Source organism: Streptomyces sp. NPDC048507 (assembly GCF_043199995.1).
GTDB lineage: Bacteria > Actinomycetota > Actinomycetes > Streptomycetales > Streptomycetaceae > Streptomyces.
This window is the reverse complement of the sequence record NZ_JBICWZ010000003.1, coordinates 696,006-722,327: the sequence shown is the minus strand read 5'-3', so window position 1 is coordinate 722,327 and position 26,322 is coordinate 696,006. Positions and strand designations below refer to the sequence as shown.

General features: G+C 73.5%; 20 protein-coding genes. 12 read left to right on the top strand and 8 right to left on the bottom strand.

Translation table 11 applies throughout. From position 1 onward, the window contains the following. Nucleotides 1–66: 66 nt before the first annotated feature. From ACGFXC_RS12370 to ACGFXC_RS12360, 3 genes are all read right to left on the bottom strand, one after another. Complete coding sequence (locus ACGFXC_RS12370) at nucleotides 67–1,431, bottom strand: sensor histidine kinase (protein WP_393712051.1); 1,365 nt, start codon at nucleotides 1,429–1,431, stop codon at nucleotides 67–69. Further along, nucleotides 1,424–2,104: a response regulator transcription factor gene (locus ACGFXC_RS12365; protein WP_393712049.1), complete on the bottom strand. Its 681-nt coding sequence runs from the start codon at nucleotides 2,102–2,104 to the stop codon at nucleotides 1,424–1,426. The genes ACGFXC_RS12370 and ACGFXC_RS12365 overlap by 8 nt, the downstream gene beginning before the upstream one ends. Nucleotides 2,105–2,245: 141 nt before the next feature. Beyond that, nucleotides 2,246–2,671 carry a DUF6234 family protein gene (locus ACGFXC_RS12360; protein ID WP_393712048.1) on the bottom strand — a complete coding sequence of 142 codons (426 nt, stop codon included), beginning with the start codon at nucleotides 2,669–2,671 and terminating at the stop codon, nucleotides 2,246–2,248. 331 nt (nucleotides 2,672–3,002) lie between these two features. Between ACGFXC_RS12360 and groES the strand changes: the two genes are divergently transcribed. Continuing rightward, the gene (gene groES, locus ACGFXC_RS12355) at nucleotides 3,003–3,311 is read left to right on the top strand and encodes a co-chaperone GroES (RefSeq protein WP_055418319.1); all 309 of its coding nucleotides are present in this window, start codon (nucleotides 3,003–3,005) and stop codon (nucleotides 3,309–3,311) included. A gap of 132 nt (nucleotides 3,312–3,443) precedes the next feature. Then, a complete protein-coding gene (groL, locus tag ACGFXC_RS12350) occupies nucleotides 3,444–5,072 on the top strand; it encodes a chaperonin GroEL (protein WP_393712046.1) in 1,629 nt (542 codons plus the stop codon). 105 nt (nucleotides 5,073–5,177) lie between these two features. On the opposite strand, the gene ACGFXC_RS12345 is transcribed toward groL, so the two are convergent. Then, nucleotides 5,178–5,885 (bottom strand): ester cyclase, encoded by a 708-nt coding sequence (locus ACGFXC_RS12345; RefSeq protein ID WP_393712044.1) that lies wholly within the window; start codon nucleotides 5,883–5,885, stop codon nucleotides 5,178–5,180. A 64-nt stretch (nucleotides 5,886–5,949) separates the two neighbouring features. Next, nucleotides 5,950–6,723 carry an SDR family NAD(P)-dependent oxidoreductase gene (locus ACGFXC_RS12340; RefSeq protein WP_393712042.1) on the bottom strand — a complete coding sequence of 258 codons (774 nt, stop codon included), beginning with the start codon at nucleotides 6,721–6,723 and terminating at the stop codon, nucleotides 5,950–5,952. 142 nt (nucleotides 6,724–6,865) lie between these two features. On the opposite strand from ACGFXC_RS12340, the gene ACGFXC_RS12335 reads away from it, so the two are divergent. Then, the gene (locus ACGFXC_RS12335; protein ID WP_393712040.1) at nucleotides 6,866–7,777 is read left to right on the top strand and encodes a LysR family transcriptional regulator; all 912 of its coding nucleotides are present in this window, start codon (nucleotides 6,866–6,868) and stop codon (nucleotides 7,775–7,777) included. A 136-nt stretch (nucleotides 7,778–7,913) separates the two neighbouring features. On the opposite strand, the gene ACGFXC_RS12330 is transcribed toward ACGFXC_RS12335, so the two are convergent. Then, nucleotides 7,914–8,240: a WhiB family transcriptional regulator gene (locus ACGFXC_RS12330; protein ID WP_393712038.1), complete on the bottom strand. Its 327-nt coding sequence runs from the start codon at nucleotides 8,238–8,240 to the stop codon at nucleotides 7,914–7,916. A gap of 379 nt (nucleotides 8,241–8,619) precedes the next feature. On the opposite strand from ACGFXC_RS12330, the gene ACGFXC_RS12325 reads away from it, so the two are divergent. The 4 genes from ACGFXC_RS12325 (at nucleotide 8,620) to ACGFXC_RS12310 (ending at nucleotide 13,192) form a co-directional block, all read left to right on the top strand. After that, nucleotides 8,620–9,231, top strand: coding sequence for a response regulator transcription factor (locus ACGFXC_RS12325; protein WP_003948568.1), 612 nt, complete (start codon nucleotides 8,620–8,622; stop codon nucleotides 9,229–9,231). Nucleotides 9,232–9,577: 346 nt separating this feature from the next. Then, nucleotides 9,578–10,207, top strand: coding sequence for a sigma-70 family RNA polymerase sigma factor (locus ACGFXC_RS12320; RefSeq protein ID WP_393712037.1), 630 nt, complete (start codon nucleotides 9,578–9,580; stop codon nucleotides 10,205–10,207). Nucleotides 10,208–10,379: 172 nt separating this feature from the next. Then, nucleotides 10,380–11,888: an IMP dehydrogenase gene (guaB, locus tag ACGFXC_RS12315; RefSeq protein WP_393712035.1), complete on the top strand. Its 1,509-nt coding sequence runs from the start codon at nucleotides 10,380–10,382 to the stop codon at nucleotides 11,886–11,888. A 179-nt stretch (nucleotides 11,889–12,067) separates the two neighbouring features. Beyond that, nucleotides 12,068–13,192 carry a GuaB3 family IMP dehydrogenase-related protein gene (locus ACGFXC_RS12310; RefSeq protein ID WP_393712033.1) on the top strand — a complete coding sequence of 375 codons (1,125 nt, stop codon included), beginning with the start codon at nucleotides 12,068–12,070 and terminating at the stop codon, nucleotides 13,190–13,192. Nucleotides 13,193–13,276: 84 nt separating this feature from the next. Here the strand turns inward: ACGFXC_RS12310 and ACGFXC_RS12305 are convergent, their stop codons facing one another. Both ACGFXC_RS12305 and ACGFXC_RS12300 read right to left on the bottom strand, forming a co-directional pair. Further along, nucleotides 13,277–13,747, bottom strand: coding sequence for a hypothetical protein (locus ACGFXC_RS12305; protein ID WP_393712031.1), 471 nt, complete (start codon nucleotides 13,745–13,747; stop codon nucleotides 13,277–13,279). A gap of 197 nt (nucleotides 13,748–13,944) precedes the next feature. Then, complete coding sequence (locus ACGFXC_RS12300) at nucleotides 13,945–15,174, bottom strand: nucleotide sugar dehydrogenase (RefSeq protein WP_393712030.1); 1,230 nt, start codon at nucleotides 15,172–15,174, stop codon at nucleotides 13,945–13,947. 276 nt (nucleotides 15,175–15,450) lie between these two features. On the opposite strand from ACGFXC_RS12300, the gene ACGFXC_RS12295 reads away from it, so the two are divergent. The 5 genes from ACGFXC_RS12295 (at nucleotide 15,451) to ACGFXC_RS12275 (ending at nucleotide 26,314) form a co-directional block, all read left to right on the top strand. Next, nucleotides 15,451–17,157, top strand: a complete 1,707-nt coding sequence (locus ACGFXC_RS12295; protein ID WP_393712029.1) for a glycerol-3-phosphate dehydrogenase/oxidase — start codon at nucleotides 15,451–15,453, stop codon at nucleotides 17,155–17,157. A gap of 984 nt (nucleotides 17,158–18,141) precedes the next feature. Then, complete coding sequence (locus ACGFXC_RS12290) at nucleotides 18,142–20,088, top strand: serine/threonine-protein kinase (RefSeq protein ID WP_393712028.1); 1,947 nt, start codon at nucleotides 18,142–18,144, stop codon at nucleotides 20,086–20,088. 123 nt (nucleotides 20,089–20,211) lie between these two features. After that, nucleotides 20,212–22,767: a protein kinase gene (locus ACGFXC_RS12285; protein ID WP_393712027.1), complete on the top strand. Its 2,556-nt coding sequence runs from the start codon at nucleotides 20,212–20,214 to the stop codon at nucleotides 22,765–22,767. Nucleotides 22,768–22,881: 114 nt separating this feature from the next. After that, entirely contained in the window at nucleotides 22,882–24,579 is a 1,698-nt protein-coding gene (locus ACGFXC_RS12280) for a serine/threonine-protein kinase (RefSeq protein WP_393712025.1), read from the top strand. A 103-nt stretch (nucleotides 24,580–24,682) separates the two neighbouring features. Further along, complete coding sequence (locus ACGFXC_RS12275) at nucleotides 24,683–26,314, top strand: succinic semialdehyde dehydrogenase (protein WP_393712023.1); 1,632 nt, start codon at nucleotides 24,683–24,685, stop codon at nucleotides 26,312–26,314. The last annotated feature ends 8 nt before the right edge of the window (nucleotides 26,315–26,322 follow it).

Below are 26,322 nucleotides of genomic sequence, written 5' to 3'. Positions count from 1 at the left end.
CGCAGACCCGCTGAAGGAATCCTGAGCGCGGAGCCCCGGCAGCCCCCGCCCCAGCCCCCGCCCCCGTCACCCGTTCCCCGGGATCCGCAGCCGCAGCAGCGCCCCGCCGCCCGGAGCCGCCAGGGCGTGCACGTCGCCGCCGTGGGCCCGCGCGATCTGCCGCGCGATGGCCAGCCCCAGCCCGGTGCCGCCGCTCGCGCGGCCCCGGTCGGGGTCCAGGCGCACGAACCGCTCGAAGACCCGGTCGCGGTCCGCCGCCGGGATGCCCGGCCCGTCGTCGCTCACCTCCAGCACCGCCCAGCCGTCCTCGGCGGCGGCCCGGACCAGGACCCCGGTACGGGCGTGCCGCAGGGCGTTGTCCACCAGGTTGGCCAGGGCCCGCTCCAGCCGCGCCGGATCCCCGTACGCCGGTACGGGCGCCCCCGCCGCCAGCCGCAGCGGCACCCGGGGAGCGGGCCGCCGGGCCGCGTCCTCCGCCGCGAGCAGCAACAGGTCCACCGGCTCGGCGGGGCGGGGCGCGGGTCCGCCGTCGAGCCGGGCCAGCAGCAGCAGGTCGGCGGCGATCCGCTGGAGCCGTTCGGTGTCGGCCAGCGCGGCGGCGACCGACTCCCGGTCGGGGTGCTCGCGGGCGAGGGCGACTTCCAGCCGGGCGCGGACGGCGGCCAGCGGGTTGCGCAGCTCGTGCGAGGCGTCGGCGGTGAACTGGCGCTGGCGGGCGTCGGAGCGCTCCAGCCGGTCGAGCGTGTCGTTGACGGTACGGGCCAGCCGGGCGATCTCGTCGGCGCCGCCGGGGTCGGGGACGCGCCGGTCGAGTTCGCTCGCGGTGACGGCGGCCAGCTCGGTGCGGATCGCGGTGACGGGGCGCAGCGCGTGCCCGGTGACCCACCAGGCGAGGGCCGCGCTGAAGGCGATCAGCGGGGGTGCGCCGGCGAGGAGTCCGAGGGCGGTGGCCCGGGTGGCGTCGTCGACGTCGCTGAGCACGGTCATCGCGTACACGGAGTAGGGGGCGCGCGGGTCGTGCGCGCCGGGCGGCCCGGGGGTGGTGACCACCACCGCCGTGCGCCGTTCCGCGCCGGGACGGGCGGGCGGGAGCACGGTCGCGCGGGAGTCCTGGCCGGGGGCGGGCCGCAGGCCGGCGAGGCCGGGGACGTCCTGGGGGCCGCCGCTGGTGGCGAGCGTCCGTCCGGCCGCGTCCCGTACGAGGACCAGGTCGACGCCGCTCTCGGGCGCGGGCAGCCGGCCGCCGGCCGGCAGGGTCCGGGTGTCGAGCTGGGCGGCGACCTTCCGCGCGGCGAGCTCGGTGCGGCCGGTGGTGTTGTCGAGGAGGTTGGTGCGCGTGAGGGTGAACAGCCACAGTCCGCCGGTGGCCAGGACGGCGGCCATCGCGAGCGCGGCGGCCAGGGCGGCCCGCGCGCGGACGCTGCTAACCACCGTCGGGGGCCATCCGGTAGCCGGTGCCGTGGACGGTGAGGATGGAGCGGCGGCCGAAGGGGACGTCGATCTTCTTGCGGAGCGAGGAGACGTAGACCTCGACGATGTTCGGGTCGATGCCGTGGGGCGCGTCCCAGACCTCGTCGAGGATGTCCTGTTTGGCGACGGCCCGGCCGGGGCGCTCCATCAGGCAGGCGAGCACGCCGAGCTCGCGCGCGGTGAGTTCGATCTCGCGCTCGCCCCGGCGGCAGCGGCGGTCCTGCGGATCGAGGACCAGGTCGCCCGCGCGCAGGACGGCGGGCTCGGGGGCGGCGGCGCGGCGGGCGAGGGCGCGCAGGCGGGCGCCGAGCACGACGAAGGAGAACGGTTTGGTGAGGTAGTCGTCGGCGCCCGCGTCCAGGCCCTCGGCCTCGTCGTACTCGCCGTCCCTGGCGGTCAGGATGAGGACGGGGGTGGGGTCGCCGTGGGCGCGCATCCGGGCGCAGATCTCGGCGCCGCCGAGGCCGGGGAGCATCAGGTCGAGCAGGACGGCGTCGTACGGCCCGCCGGTGAGGGCCAGTTCCAGTCCCCGGTGGCCGTCGCGGGCGACCTCGACGCGGTGGCCGTCGGCGGACAGGCCCTGGCGGAGGGACTCGGCCAGGTTGTCTTCGTCTTCGACCACGAGGATGCGCACGGCTCAACTGTCACACACGGGCCGACGGCCACACACGGGCCAACCGTCACACACCGGTCAACCCACGTACACCGCCCAACCCGGACGTACCGCTCCGCACACGGACCCCGGCCCGGTCTACCCGCCCGGACCCCGGCCCGGTCACCCGCCCGGGCATTCGTGGCTGTCCCCGCCGCTGAAGCACTGCCCGTACGTCCCCCCGTACCGCGGCCCCGGCGCGGGTGCCGGCCGCAGCTCGTCGCGGGACCCGACGGCGATGGCCGCGGTGCCCAGCAGGATCGCCGCGCACACCAGGGCCTGGACGCATCCGGTGACGGGCGCCCGGCGGCGGAAGGCGCGCCCGGAGACGACGGCGGTGATCACGGCCGCCAGCACGAGCCCGCCCAGCACCCAGATCAGGACCCGGCGTGCGCGACCGTCGTCGGAGCCGCCGGGGTCCCAGGCGGCGAAGGCCGAGACGTAGAGTCCCGCGGCGATGGCCACCGCCTCCAGTACGGTCAGCAGCACGGCGGCGGCGATGTCCGCGGCCCAGCCCGGCCCGCCGCGCCCGTTCCCTGTCGTCGTCATGGCCGCAGTGTGGTCCCGGGGCGGCCGCCGGCGCCTGAGTACGGGTACTCAGGCGGCCCCGCGCCGTCCGCGGACCGCGGTCCGCGGCGGCAGAGCGAGGCCGGGCAGCGGCAGGGGAGCGGCCGGGGAGCGGCCGGAACCCGACGCCGCGCGCAGCTGAATTGGCACTCCGCTTGACCGAGTGCTAATCGCCGGAATAGTGTCGCACCTGGCACTCGCCACCGGTGAGTGCCAACGCAGCGACAGGCAGGTCCGGCACCCGCGACGACGGATCGACCTGGTCGCCACCCCAGACAGTTAACCCCGGATCTCCGAAGGGGGAGGTCGGATCGTGACGACCACCAGCTCCAAGGTTGCCATCAAGCCGCTTGAGGACCGCATCGTGGTCCAGCCGCTCGACGCCGAGCAGACCACGGCCTCTGGCCTGGTCATCCCGGACACCGCGAAGGAGAAGCCCCAGGAGGGCGTCGTCCTCGCGGTCGGTCCCGGTCGCTTCGAGGACGGCAACCGTCTGCCGCTCGACGTCACCGTCGGCGACGTCGTCCTGTACTCCAAGTACGGCGGCACCGAAGTGAAGTACAACGGCGAGGAGTACCTCGTCCTCTCGGCTCGCGACGTGCTCGCGATCGTCGAGAAGTAAGTCACTTCTCCAAGTTTTGTTTGAGCTACGCCCCTGGTCACCCCTGCTGATGCCGGGCGGCGAGGGGCGTAGTTCGTTCCAGGCGGTCGCGGTGAGCGGCCGGGGATCGCAACGAGAGGGAACACCGCTCCCATGCCGAAGATTCTCAAGTTCGACGAGGACGCCCGTCGCGCCCTCGAGCGCGGCGTCAACAAGCTTGCCGACACGGTCAAGGTGACGATCGGCCCCCGCGGCCGCAACGTCGTCATCGACAAGAAGTTCGGCGCTCCCACCATCACCAACGACGGTGTCACCATCGCTCGCGAGGTCGAGCTGGACGACCCGTACGAGAACCTGGGCGCCCAGCTCGTGAAGGAGGTGGCGACCAAGACCAACGACATCGCGGGTGACGGCACCACCACCGCCACCGTGCTGGCCCAGGCGCTGGTCCGCGAGGGTCTGCGCAACGTCGCCGCGGGTGCTTCCCCGGCCGCCCTGAAGAAGGGCATCGACGCCGCGGTCAAGGCCGTGTCCGAGGAGCTCCTCGCGACCGCCCGCCCGATCGAGGACAAGTCCGACATCGCCGCCGTGGCCGCGCTCTCCGCGCAGGACTCGCAGGTCGGCGAGCTCATCGCCGAGGCGATGGACAAGGTCGGCAAGGACGGTGTCATCACCGTCGAGGAGTCCAACGCCTTCGGCCTGGAGCTGGAGTTCACCGAGGGCATGGCCTTCGACAAGGGCTACCTCTCGCCGTACATGGTCACCGACCAGGAGCGTATGGAGGCCGTCCTCGACGACCCGTACATCCTGATCAACCAGGGCAAGATCTCCTCCATCCAGGACCTCCTGCCGCTGCTCGAGAAGGTCATCCAGGCCGGCGGCTCCCGCCCGCTGCTGATCATCGCCGAGGACGTCGAGGGCGAGGCGCTCTCCACCCTCGTCGTCAACAAGATCCGCGGCACCTTCAACGCGGTCGCCGTCAAGGCCCCCGGCTTCGGTGACCGCCGCAAGGCGATGCTCCAGGACATGGCCACCCTCACCGGTGCCACCGTCATCGCCGAGGAGGTCGGCCTCAAGCTCGACCAGGCCGGTCTGGACGTCCTCGGTTCCGCGCGCCGCGTGACCATCTCCAAGGACGACACGACCATCGTCGACGGCGGCGGCAACACCGCTGACGTCGCGGGCCGCGTCAACCAGATCAAGGCCGAGATCGAGTCCACGGACTCCGACTGGGACCGCGAGAAGCTGCAGGAGCGCCTGGCGAAGCTCGCCGGCGGCGTCTGCGTCATCAAGGTCGGCGCCGCCACCGAGGTGGAGCTCAAGGAGAAGAAGCACCGCCTCGAGGACGCCATCTCGGCGACCCGCGCCGCGGTCGAGGAGGGCATCGTCTCCGGCGGTGGCTCCGCGCTCGTCCACGCCGTCAAGGTCCTGGAGGGCAACCTCGGCCTGACCGGCGACGAGGGCACCGGCGTCTCCGTCGTCCGCCGCGCCGCCGTCGAGCCGCTGCGCTGGATCGCCGAGAACGCCGGCCTCGAGGGCTACGTCATCACCTCGAAGGTCGCCGAGCTCGACAAGGGCCAGGGCTTCAACGCCGCCACCGGCGAGTACGGCGACCTGGTCAAGGCCGGCGTCATCGACCCGGTCAAGGTCACCCGCTCCGCGCTGGAGAACGCCGCTTCCATCGCCTCCCTGCTGCTCACGACCGAGACCCTGGTCGTCGAGAAGCCGGCCGAGGAAGAGGCCGAGGCCGGTCACGGCCACGGGCACGGCCACAGCCACTGAGGCTGACGCCGCCTGACGCGTGAGAAGGCCCTGGTCACCGCCGCCGAGCGGGGGTGACCAGGGCCTTTCGCGTGCCCCGGCGGGATCCGGCGCCGCGGTGCCGCGTCAGTACGGGTGGCCGGGCGCCATGCCCATCTGCCGCATCAGCCCCGGGGCGTCGTAGTACCACCAGTCCTCCGCGATCTGCCCGTTCTCGATCCGGCAGGTCGAGCAGCCCGACATGGAGACCTCCCGGCCGGTCGGGGCCAGGCCCATGAACTCGCCCCGGTGGGTGCCGCGCCAGTCCCACAGGGTGGTGACGCAGTCCCCTTCGGCGATCTGGCGCGTCACGGAGAAGGTGAAGTCGAAGGCGTCGCGCCACATCGAGATGGTGCGCCGCAGCCCGTCCCGGCCGTTGCCCCGGCCCTCCGTGTCCATCATCTCGTGGCTGACGTAGCCGGCCGCGACGCACTCCTCGATGACGTCGAAGTCACCCTTGACCGCGATCTCCTCGAAGAACCGGTTCGCGACGAGCTTGTTGAGGTACTCGTCGCGGACCACGTCGAGGTTCATGAAGGTGGGCATCCCCTCGCAGAGGGCGACCATCTCGCGGAACATCCGGTCGGTCTCCGGCAGGTGAGAGTTCCTCATGGCCTCCTCGTAGGAGGGGAATTCGACGAGGTCCACGTAGTGCGTCCGCTCGTCCCGGTCCCGGCCGATCATGGTGTGGGTGACCGTGCGCCTGCCGCTGGTCTGTTCCGCGTAGCGGTCGATGAGCGCGTTCATCTCCTCGAACCGCGTGGTCTCGTAATCGATCACCTGTACGAATGTCATCGCGTCGCCTCCCGCGGTGGATGGGACACGTCCAGTTTAGGGAGATTTCACCCGGTCGGCGGGGCTACTGGGGTCCGTACTTGCGGCCCGTACGGGAGGACACCCCGCCCAGCAGCGCGCGCGGCGTCAGCTTCACCACGCCCATCAGCGCCTTGTACCGGGGGTCCGGGATCGAGACGGTCTTGCCGCGCGCGAGGTCGGCCAGCGCGGCCGCCACCAGCTTGTCGGCGTCCAGCCACAGCCACCCGGGGATGTTGTCGGTGCCCATGCCCGCCCGCTGGTGGAACTCGGTCCGCACGAAGCCCGGGCACAGCGCCATCAGCCGCACGCCCGAGCCCGCGAGGTCCTTCGCGGCGCCCTGGGTGAACTGCACGACCCAGGCCTTGCTCGCGCCGTAGGTGCCGCGCGGGACGAAGGCGGCCACCGAGGCGACGTTGACGACCCCGCCGCGTCCGCGCGAGCGCATCGATTCGGTCGCGGCCGAGGTCAGCCGCAGCACCGCTTCGATGTGCACCTTGATCATGGTCAGCTCGTCGGCCATGGAGACCTCGAGGTAGCGGCCCTTGTTGCCGAAGCCCGCGTTGTTGACCAGCAGGTCCACGGGGTGCGTACGGTCCCCGAGGCGGGTCTCGACGGACGCGATGCCCTCCTCCGTGGAGAGGTCGGCGGCCAGCACCTCCGCCTCGATGCCGTGCCGGTCGTGCAGCTCGGTGGCCTGCTCGGCCAGTCGCTCGGTGTCGCGGGCCACCAGTACGAGGTTGTGTCCCTGGGCGGCCAGCCGCCGGGCGAAGGCGGCGCCGATGCCCGCCGTGGATCCCGTAATCAACGCAGTCGTCATGTGCGCAACCTAGCCGCCGTCCCGATCGGCGTCCGTACCCGAGCGGGCACATCCGGGCGGGTACGGACGCCGTCGGGAGGGTCTGCTCAAAGAGGTGGCGGGACATTGGCGCCGGGATCAAAGACTGGCTTATGCTCGAAGGGTGATTGAGGCACGCCATCTCCGCGTCCTGCGCGCTGTCGCCGGGACCGGGTCCTTCTCCGCCGCCGCCCGTGAACTCGGCTGCACCCAGCCCGCCGTCTCCCAGCAGATGAAGGCGCTCGAACAGTCGGCCGGCACCCCGCTGCTGATCCGTACGGGCCGCGAGATGCGGCTGACCCAGGCCGGCGAGGCGCTGGTGCGGCACGCCGCCGGGATCCTGGCCGGGCTGACGGCCGCCGAGGAGGAGGTCGCGGCCATCGCCGGGCTGCGCGCCGGGCGGGTGCGGCTCGTCTCCTTCCCGAGCGGTAGCTCGACCCTGGTTCCCACCGCGCTCGCGGCGATGCGCGCCGCGCATCCGGGCACCCGGATCTCGCTGGTCGAGGCGGAGCCGCCGCGGTCCGTCGAGATGCTCCGCGAGGGCGACTGCGACCTGGCGCTGGCCTTCCGCTACGGGGGCGACGGCGGCGGGGAGCGCGGGACGGCCGCCGAATGGGAGGACCTGGTGGTCACCCCGCTGCTGACCGACCGGCTCGTCGGACTGGTTCCCGAGGGCCACCGGCTGGCGGGCGCCGAGCGGGTCGGCATGGCGGAGCTGGCCGGGGAGCCCTGGATCGCGGGCTGCCCGCGCTGCCGCCGCCACCTGGTGGAGGTCTGCGAGGGCGTGGGATTCACCCCGCGCATCGACTTCGCCACCGACGACTACCCCGCCGTGGTCGGCCTGGTCGGGGCCGGCCTCGGGGTCGCGGTGCTGCCGGAGCTGGCGGTGGAGTCCGTACGGGCCAAGGGCGTGAGCACCCTCGCCGTGGAGCCCGCCGTGGAGCGGGAGATCGTGGCGCTGACGCTGCCCGACCTGGCCCGCGTGCCGGCGGTGGCGGCGACCCTGGGCGAACTGGCGCGGGCCGCCGCGCGCTGAGCGGGCCGCCGCGCGCCGACCGCGGCCCCCTCCGCCCGGTGGTGTCCGGGGGAGGCGGTGCGGCCGGACGCGCGGCGTGGCGGTGCTGTGTGCCGTGTTGAGGAAACGTTCCTTCGGTTGGTCGGGCGGCAGCCGGTCAGTGCGGGGCGATGGGGCCGATCGTGGTCGAGGCGGGGATCAGGCGGTGCCGGGCGCGGCCCATCAGCTCCTCGCGTTCGTCTTCGGTGAGGCCGCCCCACACCCCGTAGGGCTCGCGGACGGCGAGTGCGTGCGCGGCGCATTCCGAGCGCACCGGGCATCTCATGCAGACCTCTTTAGCCGAGGTCTCGCGCGCACTCCTGGCCGCGCCCCGCTCGCCTTCCGGGTGGAAGAACAGGGAGCTGTCGACCCCGCGGCAGGCAGCCAGCAGCTGCCAGTCCCACAGGTCGGCGTTCGGTCCGGGGAGGCGGGAGAAATCTGCCATGGGTAGTCCCTCTTGTGCCGGTACTGAGGCGGATACGGTCCATGTCTCCACACCTACTGTCGTAGTAGATGTAAATATGACTCATTGGGAATCTAGCCTCAGACACATGCCAAACGGAAGAAAAGCCGCCAAATAGGGCATAGCTCCAGATGGAGGACAGATGGCTTGAGCCTCCCGTGTCGTGATCGCTTCCTCACGTAGAGTGCCGAAGGTGTCCGTCCGACCCGTAACTCTTTCGAGTGACCATCGTTGAGAGAGCGAGTGCGGTTGAACCGAGAAGTTCCCGGACAGGTGTCCGAGGGCATCGACCGCACAGGTGACGATACGTACCAGCCTGGAGGCTCAAGGTGACGCGCATCAGCAGCTGCGGAGGGCGGTCATGACATCCGTCCTCGTCTGCGACGACTCCCCGCTTGCCCGAGAGGCGCTCCGTCGCGCGGTTGCCACCGTGCCCGGCGTCGAGCGTGTGACGACGGCTGCCAACGGCGAGGAAGTCCTCCGCCGCTGGGGTGCCGACCGCTCCGACCTGATTCTGATGGATGTACGGATGCCGGGGCTGGGCGGTGTCGAGACGGTCCGCCGGCTCCTGTCCGCCGATCCCGGCGCCCGCATCATCATGCTGACGGTCGCCGAGGACCTGGACGGGGTGGCCCTCGCGGTCGCCGCCGGTGCCCGCGGCTATCTGCACAAGGACGCCTCGCGCGCCGAGCTGCGGGCCACGGTCACCCAGGCGCTCGCCGACCCGACGTGGCGACTGGCCCCGCGCCGGCTCCGCTCGGCCGAGATGGGCGCCGCGCCCACGCTCACCGCGCGCGAGATCCAGGTGCTGGAGGGCATGAGCCACGGCCGTTCCAACGCGGAGATCGGGCGCGAGCTCTTCCTCTCCGAGGACACGGTCAAGACCCACGCGCGCAGGCTCTTCAAGAAGCTCGGCGCCTCGGACCGCGCGCACGCCGTGGCGCTCGGCTTCCGCTGGGGCCTCGTCCGCTGATTCGCCGCGGCCGTCGGGCGGCCGTCCGGAACGCTCCCGTCCGCCTCTGGCGGGCGGGGCGGCAGTTCCCCGGGCCGCCGTCGAACGTCCTGTCGTATCCGGTGACCCGCCGGGGATTGGCGGGGCACAATCCGGGGGACGTGTCGCTTCGGGCGCGATGCCGCATCCTTGGTGGTGTGCCGCATTCTTGGAGAGGTCGAGTCCCCGGGTCCCCGGGGACGACGATTCGGGCCGAGCGGAGGGGAGGGCGCACATGATGAGTTCCGGCGCACCCGCTCATAACGCTTCGATGCACAACACGGGCCACGGCGGCGCGAATGCTCCGGCGCCAAGGCACCATGGATTGATGCGCGACGACGAGGCCCTGGGGTCACCCGCGGCCACAGGCCCCACCGGCGCCGCCAAAGGCGGCAACGCCGGGGCCGTCAGCGCGCTCGTACGCCGTGCGGTCGAGGGCGACGAGCAGGCCACGCACGATCTGCTGGCCTTCGTGCACCCCCTCGCGATCCGCTACTGCCGGACCCGGCTGTCGCGACTCCCGGGTGACGCTCGTCACTTCGTGGAGGACCTGGCGCAGGAGGTCTGCGTCGCCGTCCTGATGGCGCTTCCCCGCTACCGGGACACCGGGCGCCCCTTCGAGGCGTTCGTCTTCGCCATCGCCGCACACAAGGTCGCCGACCTCCAGCGGGCCGCCATGCGGCATCCGGGGAGCACGGCCGTCCCCTCCGACGAGATGCCGGAGCGGCCGGACGACTCGCTGGGCCCCGAGGAGCGGGCCCTGCTCAGCAGTGACGCCGCCTGGGCCAAGAAGCTGCTGGCCAACCTGCCGGAGAACCAGCGCGAGCTGCTCGTGCTGCGGGTGGCCGTCGGGCTGACCGCCGAGGAGACCGGGCAGATGCTCGGCATGTCCCCGGGGGCGGTGCGGGTCGCGCAGCACCGGGCGCTGAGCCGGCTGCGGGCGCTCGCGGAACAGTAGGCCCGCCGCGGGGGGCCGCCGGGACGTCCGGGGCCTTCGAGGGTGCCGCCGAACGGCGGAATCCTCGTAGGAAACGACGAAACTTCTGCTTGACCTTGGTCGTGGAATGAGACGCGTCGGGATCCCGTTAGCATGGACATCCGCGCTGAGCAAGACCATTTGGGAAGGTGTCATGACCGACAGCGGTTCGACCGGAGTACCCGACAAATTCGCCACGCTCGGACTGACCTACGACGACGTGCTGCTGCTGCCGGGCGCGTCGGACATGTCGCCTGACGCGATCGACACCTCCTCCCTCATCTCGCGCAACGTCCGCGTGAACGTCCCGCTGCTGTCCGCCGCGATGGACAAGGTCACCGAGTCCCGCATGGCCATCGCGATGGCCCGCCAGGGCGGCGTCGGCGTGCTGCACCGCAACCTCTCCATCGCCGACCAGGCCAACCAGGTCGACCTGGTCAAGCGCTCCGAGTCCGGCATGGTCACCGACCCGATCACGGTGCACCCGGACGCGACGCTGCGCGAGGCCGACGAGCTGTGCGCGAAGTTCCGCATCTCGGGCGTCCCGGTCACCGACCCGGCGGGCAAGCTGCTCGGCATCGTCACCAACCGCGACATGGCCTTCGAGTCGGACCGCAGCCGCCAGGTGCGCGAGGTCATGACCCCGATGCCGCTGGTGACGGGCAAGGTCGGGATCTCCGGCGTGGACGCCATGGAGCTGCTGCGCCGCCACAAGATCGAGAAGCTTCCGCTGGTCGACGAGGCGGGCCTCCTCAAGGGCCTCATCACCGTCAAGGACTTCGTCAAGGCCGAGAAGTACCCGAACGCCGCCAAGGACAAGGACGGCCGCCTGCTCGTCGGCGCGGCCGTCGGCGTCGCCGGTGACGCGTACGAGCGCGCCCAGGCCCTGATCGAGGCGGGCGCCGACTTCATCGTCGTCGACACCGCCCACGGCCACTCCCGGCTGGTCGGCGACATGGTCGCCAAGATCAAGTCGAACTCCTCGGTCGACGTCATCGGCGGCAACATCGCCACCCGCGACGGCGCCCAGGCGCTCATCGACGCCGGCTGCGACGGCATCAAGGTCGGCGTCGGCCCCGGCTCCATCTGCACCACCCGCGTCGTCGCCGGCATCGGCGTCCCGCAGGTCACCGCGATCTACGAGGCCTCGCTGGCCGCCAAGGCCGCGGGCGTCCCCGTCATCGGTGACGGCGGCCTGCAGTACTCCGGCGACATCGCGAAGGCCCTGGTCGCGGGCGCCGACACGGTGATGCTCGGCTCGCTGCTCGCGGGCTGCGAGGAGTCCCCGGGCGAGCTGCTCTTCATCAACGGCAAGCAGTTCAAGTCGTACCGCGGCATGGGCTCGCTCGGCGCGATGCAGACCCGCGGCGACCGCAAGTCCTTCTCCAAGGACCGGTACTTCCAGGAGGGCGTGGGCGGCGACGACAAGCTCATCCCCGAGGGCATCGAGGGCCAGGTGCCCTACCGCGGTCCGCTGTCCGCGGTCGTGCACCAGCTCGTCGGCGGCCTGCGCCAGTCGATGTTCTACGTCGGCGGCCGTACGGTCCCCGAGCTGCAGGACCGGGGCCGCTTCGTCCGGATCACCTCGGCGGGCCTCAAGGAGAGCCACCCGCACGACATCCAGATGACGGTCGAGGCGCCGAACTACAGCCGCAAGGGCTGAAGCGCGCGAGGTGAGGGGCGGATCCGGCGGCAGGCGCCGGGTCCGCCCCTCCGCCGTGTGCGCGGCCGTCCGCGGCGGCGGCGGGCGCGCCGGGTGCGTCCGTACAGCGGTCACCGCGACGCGCGGCCCCGCCCGTCGGGGATACTGGACGGGCAGACCCACAGGAAAGGCCACCACACGTGACTGAGATCGAGATCGGGCGCGGCAAGCGCGGCCGCCGGGCGTACGCCTTCGACGACATCGCCATCGTCCCGAGCCGGCGCACGCGGGACCCGAAGGAGGTCTCGATCGCCTGGCAGATCGACGCGTACCGCTTCGAGCTCCCCTTCCTGGCCGCCCCCATGGACTCGGTGGTCTCCCCGCAGACCGCGATCCGCATCGGCGAGCTCGGCGGCCTCGGCGTGCTGAACCTCGAAGGCCTGTGGACCCGCTACGAGGACCCGCAGCCGCTCCTCGACGAGATCGCGGAGCTGGACGAGGAGTCCGCGACCCGCCGTCTCCAGGAGATCTACGCCGCCCCGATCCAGGCGGACCTGATCCGGCAGCGCATCAAGGAGGTGCGCGACTCCGGTGTCGTCACCGCCGCCGCGCTCTCCCCGCAGCGCACGGCCGAGTTCTCCAAGGCCGTCGTGGACGCGGGCGTGGACATCTTCGTCATCCGCGGCACCACCGTCTCGGCGGAGCACGTCTCCGGCGCCGCCGAGCCGCTGAACCTCAAGCAGTTCATTTACGAGCTCGACGTTCCCGTCATCGTGGGCGGCTGCGCCACCTACACGGCGGCCCTGCACCTGATGCGCACCGGCGCGGCGGGCGTGCTGGTCGGCTTCGGCGGCGGCGCCGCGCACACCACCCGCAACGTGCTCGGCATCCAGGTCCCGATGGCCACCGCCGTCGCGGACGTGGCCGCGGCCCGCCGCGACTACATGGACGAGTCCGGCGGCCGCTACGTGCACGTCATCGCCGACGGCGGCGTGGGCTGGTCCGGCGACATCCCGAAGGCGGTCGCCTGCGGCGCCGACGCCGTGATGATGGGCTCCCCGCTGGCCCGTGCCACCGATGCGCCCGGCAAGGGCAACCACTGGGGCATGGAGGCCGTCCACGAGGACGTGCCGCGCGGCAAGAAGGTCGACCTCGGTACGGTCGGCACCACCGAGGAGATCCTCACCGGTCCGTCGCACAGCCCGGACGGATCGATGAACATCTTCGGCGCGCTGCGCCGCTCGATGGCGACCACCGGCTACAGCGAGCTCAAGGAGTTCCAGCGGGTCGAGGTCACGGTCGCGGACTCGCAGCACCGCCGCTGACGCGTCCCGAGACGGACCTGAGGGCCGGCACCCCGTTGGGGGGTGCCGGCCCTCAGGCGTGGAGCCGGGTGGGCGGGCGCGGCCTCAGTTGGCGACCTTGCGGGAGATCTGGAACGAGGCGTAGCCGCCGATGCCGAGGAAGACGTAGGTCAGCAGGTCCGCGTCGGCCTTCCAGACCTCCATGATCGGCGAGAAGCCCTCGCCGAGGATGTCGAAGGCGCCGACCTGGAGCTCGTCCGCGGCGATCAGGACGATGCCGAACAGCTGCCCGGCGAAGATCGCGGCCAGCGAGAGCAGCGCGGCGACGGCGGACAGGGCGGGGTTGCGGCCGCCGATCTTGCCGGCGGCGAAGCCGACGAGGGCGCCGACGCCGATGGCGGCGTAGCCGATCTCGTGCTTGGTGCCGCCGATGATCCCGCCGTAGACGCCGGCGGCGACGACCGCCGCCACGACGGCGGCGAGGACGCCGAGGCCGAGGTTGCCGGACGGTGCGGGAGCCGGCGCGGGCACCTCGGTGTAGGACGAGGGCGCGGGCGGCTGGAAGTTCTGGCTCATCGGGAATCCCCCCCAGGGATCAGGACGCAGCTCCGCTGATCGAGCGTAAGTGCGAGATAAGTGACGCCGCAGGCTAGCAGGGGGTACCGACATCCGGCGGGGGGATTTCGGGCGTACGGGCGGGGCGGTCCAGGCCGTGACCGGACCGGGACCCGGCCGTGACCCGCGGGGGAGCGGGGCGCGGGTCCCGGGCCCGGTCAGAGGCGGTGGGCCGCCCCGGCGGGGCTCGCGCCCCGGGTGTCGAGGAGCAGCTGCGCCTTCACGGCGAGGCCCTGCAGGTCGTAGGTGCGGTGGTGCTGGAGCAGGATCGTCAGGTCGGCGTTGGCGGCCGCCTCGTAGAGCGAGTCCGCGCGCGGCACGGGCTGGTCGCGCACCCGCCAGCCCGCGATGTACGGGTCGTGGTAGCTGATCACGGCGCCGAGGTCGAGGAGCCGGCTGGCGATCTCGCGCGCCGGGGAGCCCTCCTGGTCGGCGAGGTCCTGCTTGTACGTGACCCCCAGGAGCAGCACCCGCGCGCCCCGGGCGGACTTCCCGTGCTCGTTCAGCAGGGCGGCGGAGCGCTGGATGACGTACTGGGGCATCCGGTCGTTGATCTCCTGCGCCAGGCCGACCATGCGCAGCGGGTGGCCGGGGGTTCGGGTGGTGTGGGGGAGGTAGTTGGGGTCCAGGGGGACACCGTGTCCGCCCACGCCCGGGCCGGGGCGGAAGGCCTGGAACCCGTACGGCTTGGTCTCGGCGCACCGGACGACGTCCCACAGGTCGACGCCCAGGTCGTGGCAGAGGACCGCCATCTCGTTCATGAGGGCGATGTTCACGTGCCGGTAGTTGGTCTCCAGGAGCTGGACCGTCTCGGCCTCGCGCAGGCCGCGGGCGCGCACCACCTTCTCGGTGAGGCGGGCGTAGAAGGCGTGCGCGGACTCGGTGCAGGCGGGGGTGAGGCCGCCGATGACCTTGGGCGTGTTCGCGATGCCGTGGGTGCGGTTGCCCGGGTCGTGCCGGCTGGGGGAGTAGGCCAGGTGGAAGTCCCGCCCGGCGCGCAGTCCGGAGCCGCTCTCCAGGATGGGGCGCAGGTAGTCCTCGGTGACGCCGGGGTGGACGGCGGATTCCAGGATCACGGTGGTGTGCGGGCGCAGCCGGGCGGCGAGCGCGCGGCCCGCCTCGCCGACGGCGCTCAGGTCGATCGCGCGGTCGGCGCCCAGCTGGGTGGGGGCGCAGATGACGGCGGTGCGGACCCGGCCGAGCTCGGCGGGGTTGGTGGTCACCCGGAAGCCGGCCGCCGACATGCGGCGGATCTCGGCGGCGGTGAGGGTGCTGTCCGTGGTGGGGCCGCTGTCGTAGCCGACGGTCTCGATTCCGGCGGCGACGGCCGCCTGGGCGAGGGGGAGGCCGAGGTGGCCGAGTCCGATGACGGCGAGATCTGCGGGCATGGGGGGCCGTCCCTTCCCTTCCCTGGCATGAGGGGGCGGTGCGCACGCGTTCCCGGGGCAGGGGGGCCTGAGGGGCCCGCACGCCGCCGGGAGCAGGCGCAATGTCACACTAGGCGTATATATGACAGATATGCCGCATTGTGTGGCGGTGGCTACCGTTGTGTTGTCCACAGGCGGTGGCTGAAGTCCGCGCGGCCGGTCAGAATCGTGAAACGGGAGATGTGAGCGGGATCACCCGCATCGAGCGGGTTCGGCCCGCACCAACGGGAGGCAGCCGTGAGGACAGCGACACTGGGACCGGTGCAGCGCGCGGAGGCGCTCGCCGCGATGGCCGAGCGCGAGCTGGACGTGCTGGTCGTCGGCGCGGGAGTGGTCGGAGCCGGCACCGCGCTCGACGCCGTGACCCGAGGCCTCGCGACGGGGCTGGTGGAGGCCCGGGACTGGGCATCCGGCACGTCGAGCCGGTCGAGCAAGCTGATCCACGGCGGGCTCCGGTACCTGGAGATGCTCGACTTCGCCCTCGTCCGGGAGGCCCTGAAGGAGCGCGGGCTGCTGCTGGAGCGGCTCGCCCCGCACCTGGTCAAGCCCGTCCCGTTCCTGTACCCGCTCCAGCACAAGGGCTGGGAGCGGCTCTACGCGGGCTCGGGCGTGGCCCTCTACGACGCGATGTCGGTCTCCAGCGGCCACGGGCGGGGCCTGCCCACCCACCGGCACCTCTCGCGCCGCAGGGCGCTGCGGATCGCCCCGGCCCTGCGCAAGGACGCCCTGGTGGGCGCCCTGCAGTACTACGACGCCCAGATGGACGACGCGCGCTACGTGGCCGCGCTGGTGCGGACCGCCGCGGCGTACGGGGCGCACTGCGCCAACCGGGCGCGGGTGGTCGGCTTCCTGCGCGAGGGCGAGCGGGTGGTCGGCGCGCGGGTGCGGGACGTGGAGGGCGGCGGGGAGTACGAGATCCGCGCCAAGCAGGTCGTCAACGCCACCGGGGTGTGGACGGACGACACGCAGGCGCTGATCGGCGAGCGCGGACAGTTCCACGTCCGGGCGTCGAAGGGCATCCACCTGGTCGTACCGAAGGACCGCATCCACTCCAGCACCGGGCTGATCCTGCGCACCGAGAAGTCCGTGCTCTTCGTGATCCCGTGGGGCCGGCACTGGATCGTCGGCACCACGGACACCGACTGGGACCTGGACAAGGCCCACCCGGCGGCGTCGAGCGCCGACATCGACTACCTGCTGGAGCACGTGAACTCCGTCCTGGCGGTGCCGCTGACCCGGGACGACGTCCAGGGGGTCTACGCGGGGCTGCGGCCGCTGCTCGCGGGCGAGTCGGACGCGACGAGCAAGCTCTCGCGCGAGCACACGGTGGCCCATCCGGTGCCGGGGCTCGTGGTGGTGGCCGGCGGCAAGTACACGACGTACCGGGTCATGGCGAAGGACGCCGTCGACGAGGCGGTGCACGGACTGGACCAGCGGGTGGCGCCGTGCGTGACGGAGGACGTCCCGCTGGTGGGGGCCGAGGGGTACCGGGCCCTGTGGAACGGCCGGGCCGGGACGGCGGCGCGGACCGGACTGCACGTGGCGCGGGTGGAGCACCTCCTGAACCGCTACGGCTCCCTGACGGAGGAACTCCTCGACCTGATCGTGGCCGACCCGGGGCTCGGCGAACCGCTGACCGGGGCGGACGACTACCTGCGGGCCGAGGTCGTCTACGCGGCCTCGCACGAGGGGGCCCGGCACCTGGACGACGTGCTGACGCGGCGGACCCGGATCTCGATCGAGACCTTCGACCGGGGCACCCGATCGGCCAGGGAGTGCGCGGAATTGATGGCTCCGGTGCTCGGCTGGGACAAGGAGCAGATCGAGAAGGAAGTCGAGCACTACGAGAAGCGGGTGCAGGCGGAGCGCGAATCGCAGCGCCAGCCCGATGACCAGACTGCGGACGCGGCGCGGCTGGGAGCGCCCGACATCGTTCCGTTGTAACTCCGCGACGCGGGCGGGGGAACCGTCGGACCCGGGGCTCCCGTCCGATGCGGAGTGAGCAACAATGAGGTTTCTGCCGGGGTGGGTTACCGTGCCCCCCGGCGGCTGCCGGGGCAGCCGGGGCACGCTGCACGAACGCAGAGGGGACGCATGTCGAAGCCGGAGCACACCGAATCGCCTGCCGGGTCGCCGGCGGCGGAACTGGACGGTGACGCGGCGGCCGCGGCCGGGCAGGACGCCGCCCCCGGGGCCGGGAGGGTCCCGAAGGCGCGGACCGGCTCGTCGAAGCCGTCGGCCGGGTCTGCCGCGCGTGCTTCCGGTGGGCGGGACAACGCCGCTGACGGCGCGTCCGCCGCCGCCGCCCCGGCGAAGCCCGCGCCCGCGCCCGGGAAGGCCAGGGCCGCGAAGCCTGCGGCCGCGCCCGGGAAGGCCGGGGCCGCGGAGCCCCGGGCCGCGAAGCCTGCGGTCCCCAAGTCCGGGGCCGTGAAGCCCACGCTCGCGAAGCCTGAGGCTGCCGGGGCCGGGAAGCCCGGGGCGGTGGAGCCTGAGAACGCGAAGCCCGTGTCCTCGAAGTCCGCGCCCGGGAAGGCCGGGGCCGCGGAGCCTGAGGCCTCCACGTCCGGGGCCGCGCAGCCTGAGGACGCGAAGCCCGAGGCCGCGAAGTCCGCGCCCGGGAAGGCCGGGGCTGGGGAGCCTGCGGCCTCCACGTCCGGGGCCGGGAAGCCCGGGGCGGTGGAGCCCGAGGCCGCGAAGGCGGGGGCTGCGGAGCCTGTGGCCCCCGAGGCCGGGGCCGGGAGGCCCACGCTCGCGAAGCCCGCAGCTGCGGAATCCGAGGACGCGAAGCCCGCGGGCGGGAAGCCTGTGGTTGCGAAGTCAGAGGGTCCGAAGCCCCTCGTAGGCGGGGAGTCCGGGGCTGCGGAGCCTGAGGACGCGAAGCCCGCGCCGGCGAAGGCCGGGGCTGCGGAGCCTGAGGCGCCCAAGTCCGTGGGCGGCAAGGTCGGGGCTGCGGAGTCCGATGCCGGGGACGGCCAGGACCAGGGGCGGTTGCTCGCGCGGCGGTACCGGCTCGGGGCCGTGCTCGGCAAGGGCGGCATGGGCACGGTCTGGCGCGCCGAGGACGAGGTCCTCGGCCGGACCGTCGCCGTCAAGGAGCTCCGCTTCAGCACCGGCGTCGACGAGGACGAGAAGCGCCGCCTCATCACCCGCACCCTCCGCGAGGCCAAGGCCATCGCGCGGATCCGCAGCGAGGGCGCCGTCACCGTCTTCGACGTCGTCGACGAGGACGGCCGCCCCTGGATCGTCATGGAGCTCGTCGAGGGCGCGTCCCTCGCCGAGTTCGTCCGGGAGAACGGCCCCCTGACCCCGCACCGCGCCGCCGAGGTCGGACTCGCCGTCCTCGACGTGCTCCGGGCCGCCCACCACCAGGGGATCCTGCACCGCGACGTGAAGCCGTCCAACGTGCTCATCGCCTCCAGCGGCCGCGTCGTCCTCACCGACTTCGGCATCGCGCAGGTCGAGGGGGACCCCTCCATCACCTCCACCGGCATGCTCGTCGGCGCCCCCTCGTACATCTCCCCCGAGCGCGCCCGCGGCCAGAAGCCCGGCCCGCCCGCCGACATGTGGTCCCTCGGCGGGCTCCTGTACGCGGCCGTCGAGGGCACGCCCCCGTACGACAAGGGGTCCGCGCTCGCCACCCTCACCGCGGTGATGACCGAACCCGTGGACCCGCCGAAGAACGCCGGTCCGCTGCTCACCGAGGTCATCTACGGTCTGCTCGTCAAGGACCCGGCCGGCCGGCTCGACGACGACGGCGCCCGGGCCATGCTCACGGCGGTGCTCAACGCCCCCGAGCCGGTGGTGGTGCCCGTTCCCGAGCCGGTGCCGCCCGTGGAGGAGACCCGGCCGATATCGCTCACCAAGGCCGAGGCCGAGGCCGAGAAGGCGGCCGAGAAGACGGCGAAGAAGGAGCGCGAGCGGCGCGAGCGCGAGCAGCGCGAGCGCACCCGCGCCGCGCTGAAGTCGGCCCGCAAGGCGGCGGCCGCCGCCCAGGCCGCATCGGCCGCCGAGGCCGCGCCCTCGCGGCCCTCGCCGGTACCGGCCCCGCTCACCGACGTGATGTCCCGCCGGACCATCGCGCTCGCCATAGCCGGTGTGGTCGTGGTGCTCGCGGTGATCGCCTCGCTGATCGTGTACCTGGTCCGCGGCGACGACGGCAGCGGCGACCGCAAGAACGAGGGCAGCGGCGGCCCCACCCCCGCCGCGTCCGACGGCCGGACCCCGGGCGGCCAGGCCCCCGCGGCCCCTCCCGCCAACTCCCCGGCCGCCTCGCCGGCTTCCTCGCCGGCCGCGACCCCCGGCGGCAGCCCGTCGGGCGCCGCCCCGGGCACCGACCCCGGCCAGGGCCAGGGCCAGAACCAGGGCCAGGGGCAGGGAAGTCAGGGCCAGGGCGCCAGCCCGGGCGGCTCCGGCACCCTCCCCGCCGGGTACGCCACCGTCACCGATCTGCGGTACCACTTCGCGATGGCGATGCCCGAGGGCTACCACCAGACGGACACCGCGGGCACCAACTCCGGCGCGATATACAGCCGCGACGGGGGCTTCCCGCGGATCCAGGTCGACTACACCGCCTCCCCGGGCGCCGACGCCCGCGCCGCCTGGCTGGAGATAGCCCCGGGCGTCGCCGGCAGCAGCAACGGCTACCGCCTCGTACGCCTGGAGGCGGTGGAGTACCGCGGCTACCCGACCGTCGCAGACTGGGAGTTCGAGCGGGAGCAGAAGGGCGTCAAGGTCCGGGTGCTCGACCGGGGCTTCCGGATGGACGCCAAGCACGGCTACGCCATCATGATCAGCTGCCCCGCCGACCAGTGGGACGGCCCCGAGTGCACGCAGCTGCGTGACACCGCGTTCCAGACCTTCCAGTCGTTGGGCTGACGGCCCGTTGGGCTGACGGCCCGTTGGGCTGACGGCCCGCGCAAGCCCGGGACGCGGGTGCCCCGGGCGACGTATCGTGTCAGCGGGGCCACATGGGGGTCCACCGCACTCGGGGGAGGCGATGTGGAGGAGTACGCGGGCCGGATCCTGGCCGAGCGCTACCGCCTGCCGTTGCCGCCCTCCGACGCGTACGAGCTGATAGAGACCCGCGCCTTCGACACGCGCAGCGGCCAGGAAGTCCTCGTACGGCAGATCCCGTTACCCGAGGTCGTCGACGCCGAGCTGCTCGACGGGACCCGTACGCACGCCGCGGCGGCCGCGGAACTCCCCGCGGTGCGCCGGGCCATCGCCGCCGCGCAGGCCGCCGCCTCCGTCCCCGACCACCCGCGCCTGGACCAGGTCTTCGACGTGTTCGCGGAGGGCGAGGCGCTGTGGATAGTGAGCGAACTCGTCCCGGCCCGGCCGCTCGCCGCGCTCATCGCCGATGAACCGCTGAGCCCCTACCGGGCGGCGGAAGTGGCCTCGGACGTGCTCACCGCGCTGCGGGTGCTGCACGCGCACGGCTGGACGCACCGCAACATCACCGTCCGGACCGTGCTGATATGCGAGGACGGACGGGTCGTCCTGACCGGGCTCGCGGCGGGCGCCGCCGAGGAGGCCCTGTGCGGGTACGACCCGGTGCCGGTGCCGGACGCCGACGTCGAGGGGGACGCCGAGCCGGGCCCGGAGCCCGAAAGGGGCTGGGGCACCCCGCGCCCGGTGTCCCCGGCCCCGTCGCCGCTGCCGCCCCCGGCTCCGGTTCCCCCGCCGCTGCCCCCCGCGGTCCCGGCCGACGAGCCCGTGTACGCGCCGCTCGTGGCGCCGGGTTACGACACCGGGCCCCGCTACTCCGACCACATCGTCGTGGAGTCCGCGCGGCCCCCGGCGGAGCGCACGGCCGCCGCCGACCGGGCCGACCGGGCCGACCAGCAGGCCACCGCCCGGGCGGGCATCATCGCCGCCTACCGGAGCGGAACCCGGGCCGGCGCCGCCCAGGTGGCGCGCGAGCGCGGCGAGCGGGGGCCGGTGGTCGTCCCGCAACTGCCGCCGACCGGGGCCAACCTGCCGCAGGAGTACGCGTACCCGTACGGCGGCCCGGACAGCGCCGCCGCCACCCCCTGGCACGGTGCGGCCCCCCGCCGCCCGGCGGAGCCGGAGCCGGAGCCGGACCGGGCGCCGCGAGCCCTGCCGCAGCGGGCCCCCGAGCCGGAGCCGGAGGCCGAGCCCGAGCCGCAGGCCGCCCCGGAGCCGGAGCCGGAGTGGGGGCAGGAGGGCGACCGGCCCGCGCTGCCCGCACGGCTCGCCCTCCCGCAGGGGTACCACCAGGCCGACCCCGCTGCCACCGCGCCCGTACCCGTGGTTCCCGAGCGCCCCCGCCCCGTCCCGCCGCCCGGGCCGCCCGGACCGCCCGGCGCCGGCGCCTGGGGCGGCGGCGGCCCGCGCACCGGCCTCGACGCCGAACGGGCCCGGCAGACCCGGATGGCCGTCGTCGGCCCCGTCACCGAGCGCTGGGCCCCCGAACAGGCCGGGCCCGTCCACGGCCACTGGCAGCTGGCCGCGCCCGTCGGCCCGGCCACCGACCTGTGGGCGCTCGGAGCGCTGCTGTACCGCGCCGTCCAGGGGCACGCCCCGTACCCCGAGGACAGCGTCGCCGAGCTCGTGGAGATGGTCTGCGCCGAGCCGCCCGCCTTCGCCGAGGAGTGCGGTCCGCTGCGCCCCGTCGTGGAGTCCCTGCTGCGCCAGGACCCCACCGAGCGGCCCGACTTCGAGGAGCTCCGCGGCTGGCTGCGCTCCCTCGTGCGCTCCGCGCCGGAACCCGACGGGGACTTCGCCGCGCTCCCGGCGCCGGAGCCGGATCCGGCCCGGCTGCCCGTCGTCCGCCGGCGCGGCGACCTGCACGGCCGCCACCGCAACCCCGCCGCCCCGCGGGGGCCGCGCTCCCTCGGCCGGACCCTGCTGGTCGGCGTACTGGCCCTGCTGGCCGCCGCCGTGGCGTACGCGATGCTGTTCATGCCGCGCTCCGGCGGCAGTACCGACGAGCAGGGCCGGCAGCCCACGGCCGCGCAGAGCCCGGCGGCCTCCGGCCCGGCCGGCAAGCCCCCGGGCACCGGCCCCGCGCCGCGGCCGTCGTCCGCGAACCCCTCCACGGGCCCGCAGTCCAAGCCCGCCTCCGCGCCGCCCGGTTCCGCCCCGGAGGGCTACACCCTGGAGCGGGACCCCGAGCACTTCACGGTCGCCGTTCCCCAGGGCTGGACCCGTCGCAGCATCAACGAGGCCGGCCAGGTCCGCTACACCCAGGGCGCGTTCACCCTCACCGTGGTCCCCGGCCGGGACCGGATCGAGGGCAACCCGGACCCCAAGGCGTACCAGCAGGACAAGGAGCCGGAGCTCTCCCCGTACCGCAATTCGACCTGGGCCGAGGCGGGCGACGTCAAGAGCACCACGGTCGGCGGCCAGCTGCGCGTCACCGGCCGCTACACCTGGATCGACTCCACGGGCCGGTCCGTCCTCGCCCGCAATTTCGTCGTCGCCCTCGGCGGCAGCTACCACGTCGTCCTGGTGACCGGGCCGAAGGACGAGGAGGACAAGGTCACCGACGTCTTCGAGAAGGCCACGGCGAGTTACCAGGCGGGTGGCTGACTGGCCATCAGTACGGCGATTGCGTCACAGTGCTGTCTGACCGGCCCCGCCCGCTTCCGGCAGCGGCCGCGGGCTCCGTAATCTGACCCGGAGTGCACAGAGCGGCGGGAATTCGTGGAACAGCAGACAGGCGCGGGTGCGGTGCTCGCGGGCCGGTACCGGCTCGTGGAACCCATCGGCAGCGGTGGCATGGGCAAGGTGTGGCGCGCGCACGATGAGCTGCTGCACCGGACCGTGGCGGTCAAGGAACTGACGGCGGGGCTGTACGTGGCCCAGGCCGATCGGGAGGTCCTGCACGCCCGGACCCAGAAGGAGGCCCGGGCCGCGGCCCGGATCCAGCACCCGGCGGTGGTCACCGTCCACGACGTGCTGGAGCACGACGACCGGCCCTGGATCGTCATGGAGTACATCGACGGCCCTTCCCTCGCGGAGGCCGCCAAGGCCGCCGGCCGGATCGAGCCGCGCGAGGCGGCCAGGATCGGGCTGCACGTGCTGGGCGCGCTGCGCGCCGCGCACGCGGTCGGCGTCCTGCACCGGGACGTGAAGCCGGGCAACGTCCTGCTGGCCAAGGACGGCCGGGTGCTGCTCACGGACTTCGGGATCGCCGCGATCGAGGGCGACTCGTCGATCACGCGGACCGGTGAACTCGTCGGCTCCATCGACTACCTGGCCCCCGAGCGGGTGACGGGCGGCGCCCCCGACCCCTCCTCCGACCTGTGGTCGCTGGGCGCCACCCTCTACACGGCCGTCGAGGCCCGCTCGCCGTTCCGCCGTACGTCGCCCATCTCCAGCCTCCAGGCCGTGGTCAACGACGAGCCGCCCGTGCCGCGCCAGTCCGGTGCGCTGGGTCCGGTCATCACCGCCCTGCTGCGCAAGGATCCGGTGCAGCGGCCCTCGGCGTCCGAGGCCGAGCGGATGCTCATCGAGGCGATGGAGGGCCGCGAGCCCAAGGCGGCGCAGGCGTACGTCCCCACGCGCGTGGTCGGCGCCGAGGAACTGCCCCCCGTCCAGGCCCCGCAGCCGGAACCGCCCGCCGTGCCCGCGGTCGTTCCCGTCCCGGCCCCCGCGCCTGCTCCGACGACCGCCTTCGCGGAGTCCCGGCCCGTCCCGCAGGGGCGTCCGTCCGGGCGGCTCAAGCGGGCCGCGGGCGTCGCGCTGGTGGCGGCGCTGCTCGGCGGCGGCGGGGTGTTCGGGGTGCTCACGTACCTCGACGGCAAGGGCGAGGGGGTCAAGGACGCCGGCTCCGCCGACAGGTCCGCCTCGGCCCCCGACGACGCGGCCGCGGGCGCCGACGGTGTCGGCGGCGGCAGTGGAGGCGGCGGTGGCACGAAGGCCGGGACCGGGGAGGTGGCCGTACCGGCCGGCTTCGTGAAGGTCGAGGACCCGGCGGGCTTCACGCTGTTCGTCCCGGCCGGCTACAAGCGCCAGATGGACGGCAACCAGATCGACTACACCCCCGACAACGGCCGTCACCTGATCCGGATCGCCATCGACCCGACCCCGGACTACGACAACCCGTACGTGCACCTCCAGGACATGGAGAAGCAGCTCAAGGAGCGCATGGACTACAAGCGGGAGGCGCTGCGGCAGAACAGCTTCCGCGACACCACCCGCGCCGGCCTGTGGGACTTCTCCTGGACGGAGAAGGCGCCGCACGCCGGTCCGCGCCGGGCCATCGAGCAGATGTACGTCAGCCCGGACAACACCGAGTACGCGGTGTACATGTCGGGCCCGGCGAACGAGTGGACGAAGATCCGGCAGCAGTTCGACACGGTGCTCACCGGCTGGCAGCCCCCGGCGAAGAAGGGCTGAAGGCGGGCGCCGGCCGGATCGCGCCAGCGATCACTGGCAGACTTGGCAAAATCCGGTTACCCACGGGTACCCAAAGGCCCGTCGGCGGCATACGCTCACCGCCATGACGGACTCGCAGGCCTCCGACGCCCCCCTCCGCACCGCACCCCAGCCCACCAACCCCGTCGCCCCGGTCCCGGCCGGCGCCCGCGGCGCCGCCGACGTGGTGACCCCCGAGCTGGTCACCCGGCTGACCCGCGGAGTGATCGGCTCGGGCCGGACCGCCAACCACACCCCCTTCACCGGGGACGTGCTGGCGGAGCTCCCCGAGGCCACCCCCGAGGACGTGGCCACCGCCTTCACCCGCGCCCGCGCCGCCCAGTCCGCCTGGGCGGCGGTCCCCGTACGCCGTCGCGCGGCGGTCCTGCTCCGCTTCCACGACCTGGTCCTGGCCCGCCAGTCCGAGGTGCTCGACCTCATCCAGCTGGAGACCGGCAAGGCCCGCCTGCACGCCCACGAAGAGGTCCAGGCAGTCGCCGTCGCCGCCCGTCACTACGGCCGCAAGGCGCCCGCGTACCTGCGCCCCAAGGGCCACACGGGTGCCATGCCGACCCTGACCAAGGTCACCGAACTGCGCCAGCCGCGCGGCGTCGTCGGCCAGATCGCGCCCTGGAACTACCCCCTCGAACTGTCCGTCGGCGACGCCCTGCCCGCCTTCGTCTCCGGCAACGCCGTCGTCATGAAGCCGGACACCGAGACCGCGCTGACCGCCCTGTGGGCCCGTGACCTGCTGATCGAGGCCGGACTGCCCGCCGAGGTCTTCCAGGTGGTCCTCGGCGAGGGCCCGGTCGTCGGCCCCGAGGTGGTCCGGCACGCCGACTACGTCTCCTTCACCGGTTCCACCCGGACCGGCCGCGAGGTCGCGCGGGGCGCCGCCGACCGGCTGGTCGGGGTCTCGCTCGAACTCGGCGGCAAGAACGCCATGCTCGTCCTCGCCGACGCCGACGTGGAGAAGGCCGCCGCGGGCGCCGTCCGCGCCTGTTTCTCCTCCGCGGGCCAGCTCTGCATCTCCATCGAGCGCCTCTACGTCCACGCCTCGGTCGCCGACGCCTTCGTCGAGCGGTTCGCCGCCCGCACCCGGGCCATGCGGCTCGGCCACGCCCTCGCCTACGGGGCGGACATGGGCTCGCTCGTCGGCACCCGCCAGCTGGAGACCGTCCAGCGGCACGTGGACGAGGCCGTCGCCAAGGGCGCCACCCTCGTCGCCGGCGGCACCGCCCGCCCCGACATCGGCCCCCTCTTCTACGAACCCACCATCCTCGACGGGGTCGAGGCCCCCATGGCCGTCTGCGCCGAGGAGACCTTCGGCCCGGTCGTCTCGGTCTACCGGTTCACCGACGAGGACGAGGTCATCGCCCAGGCCAACGCCACCCCCTACGGCCTCAACTCCAGCGTCTGGACCAAGGACGCGCGGCGCGGCCACGCCGTCGCCGCCCGCCTGCGCACCGGCACCGTCAACATCAACGACGGTTACGCCCCCGCCTACGGCAGCGCCCAGGCCCCGATGGGCGGCATGAAGGACTCCGGCCTCGGCCGCCGCCACGGCTCCGAGGGGATCCTCAAGTACACCGAGGCGCAGACCGTGGCCCACCAGCGCCTGCTGCCGATGGCGCCCTCACTGGGCATGGACGACGCGAAGTACGCGGAGTTCATGACCCGCAGCCTCAAGGTCATGAAGGCCCTCCGCTTCCGTTAGGAGCACGC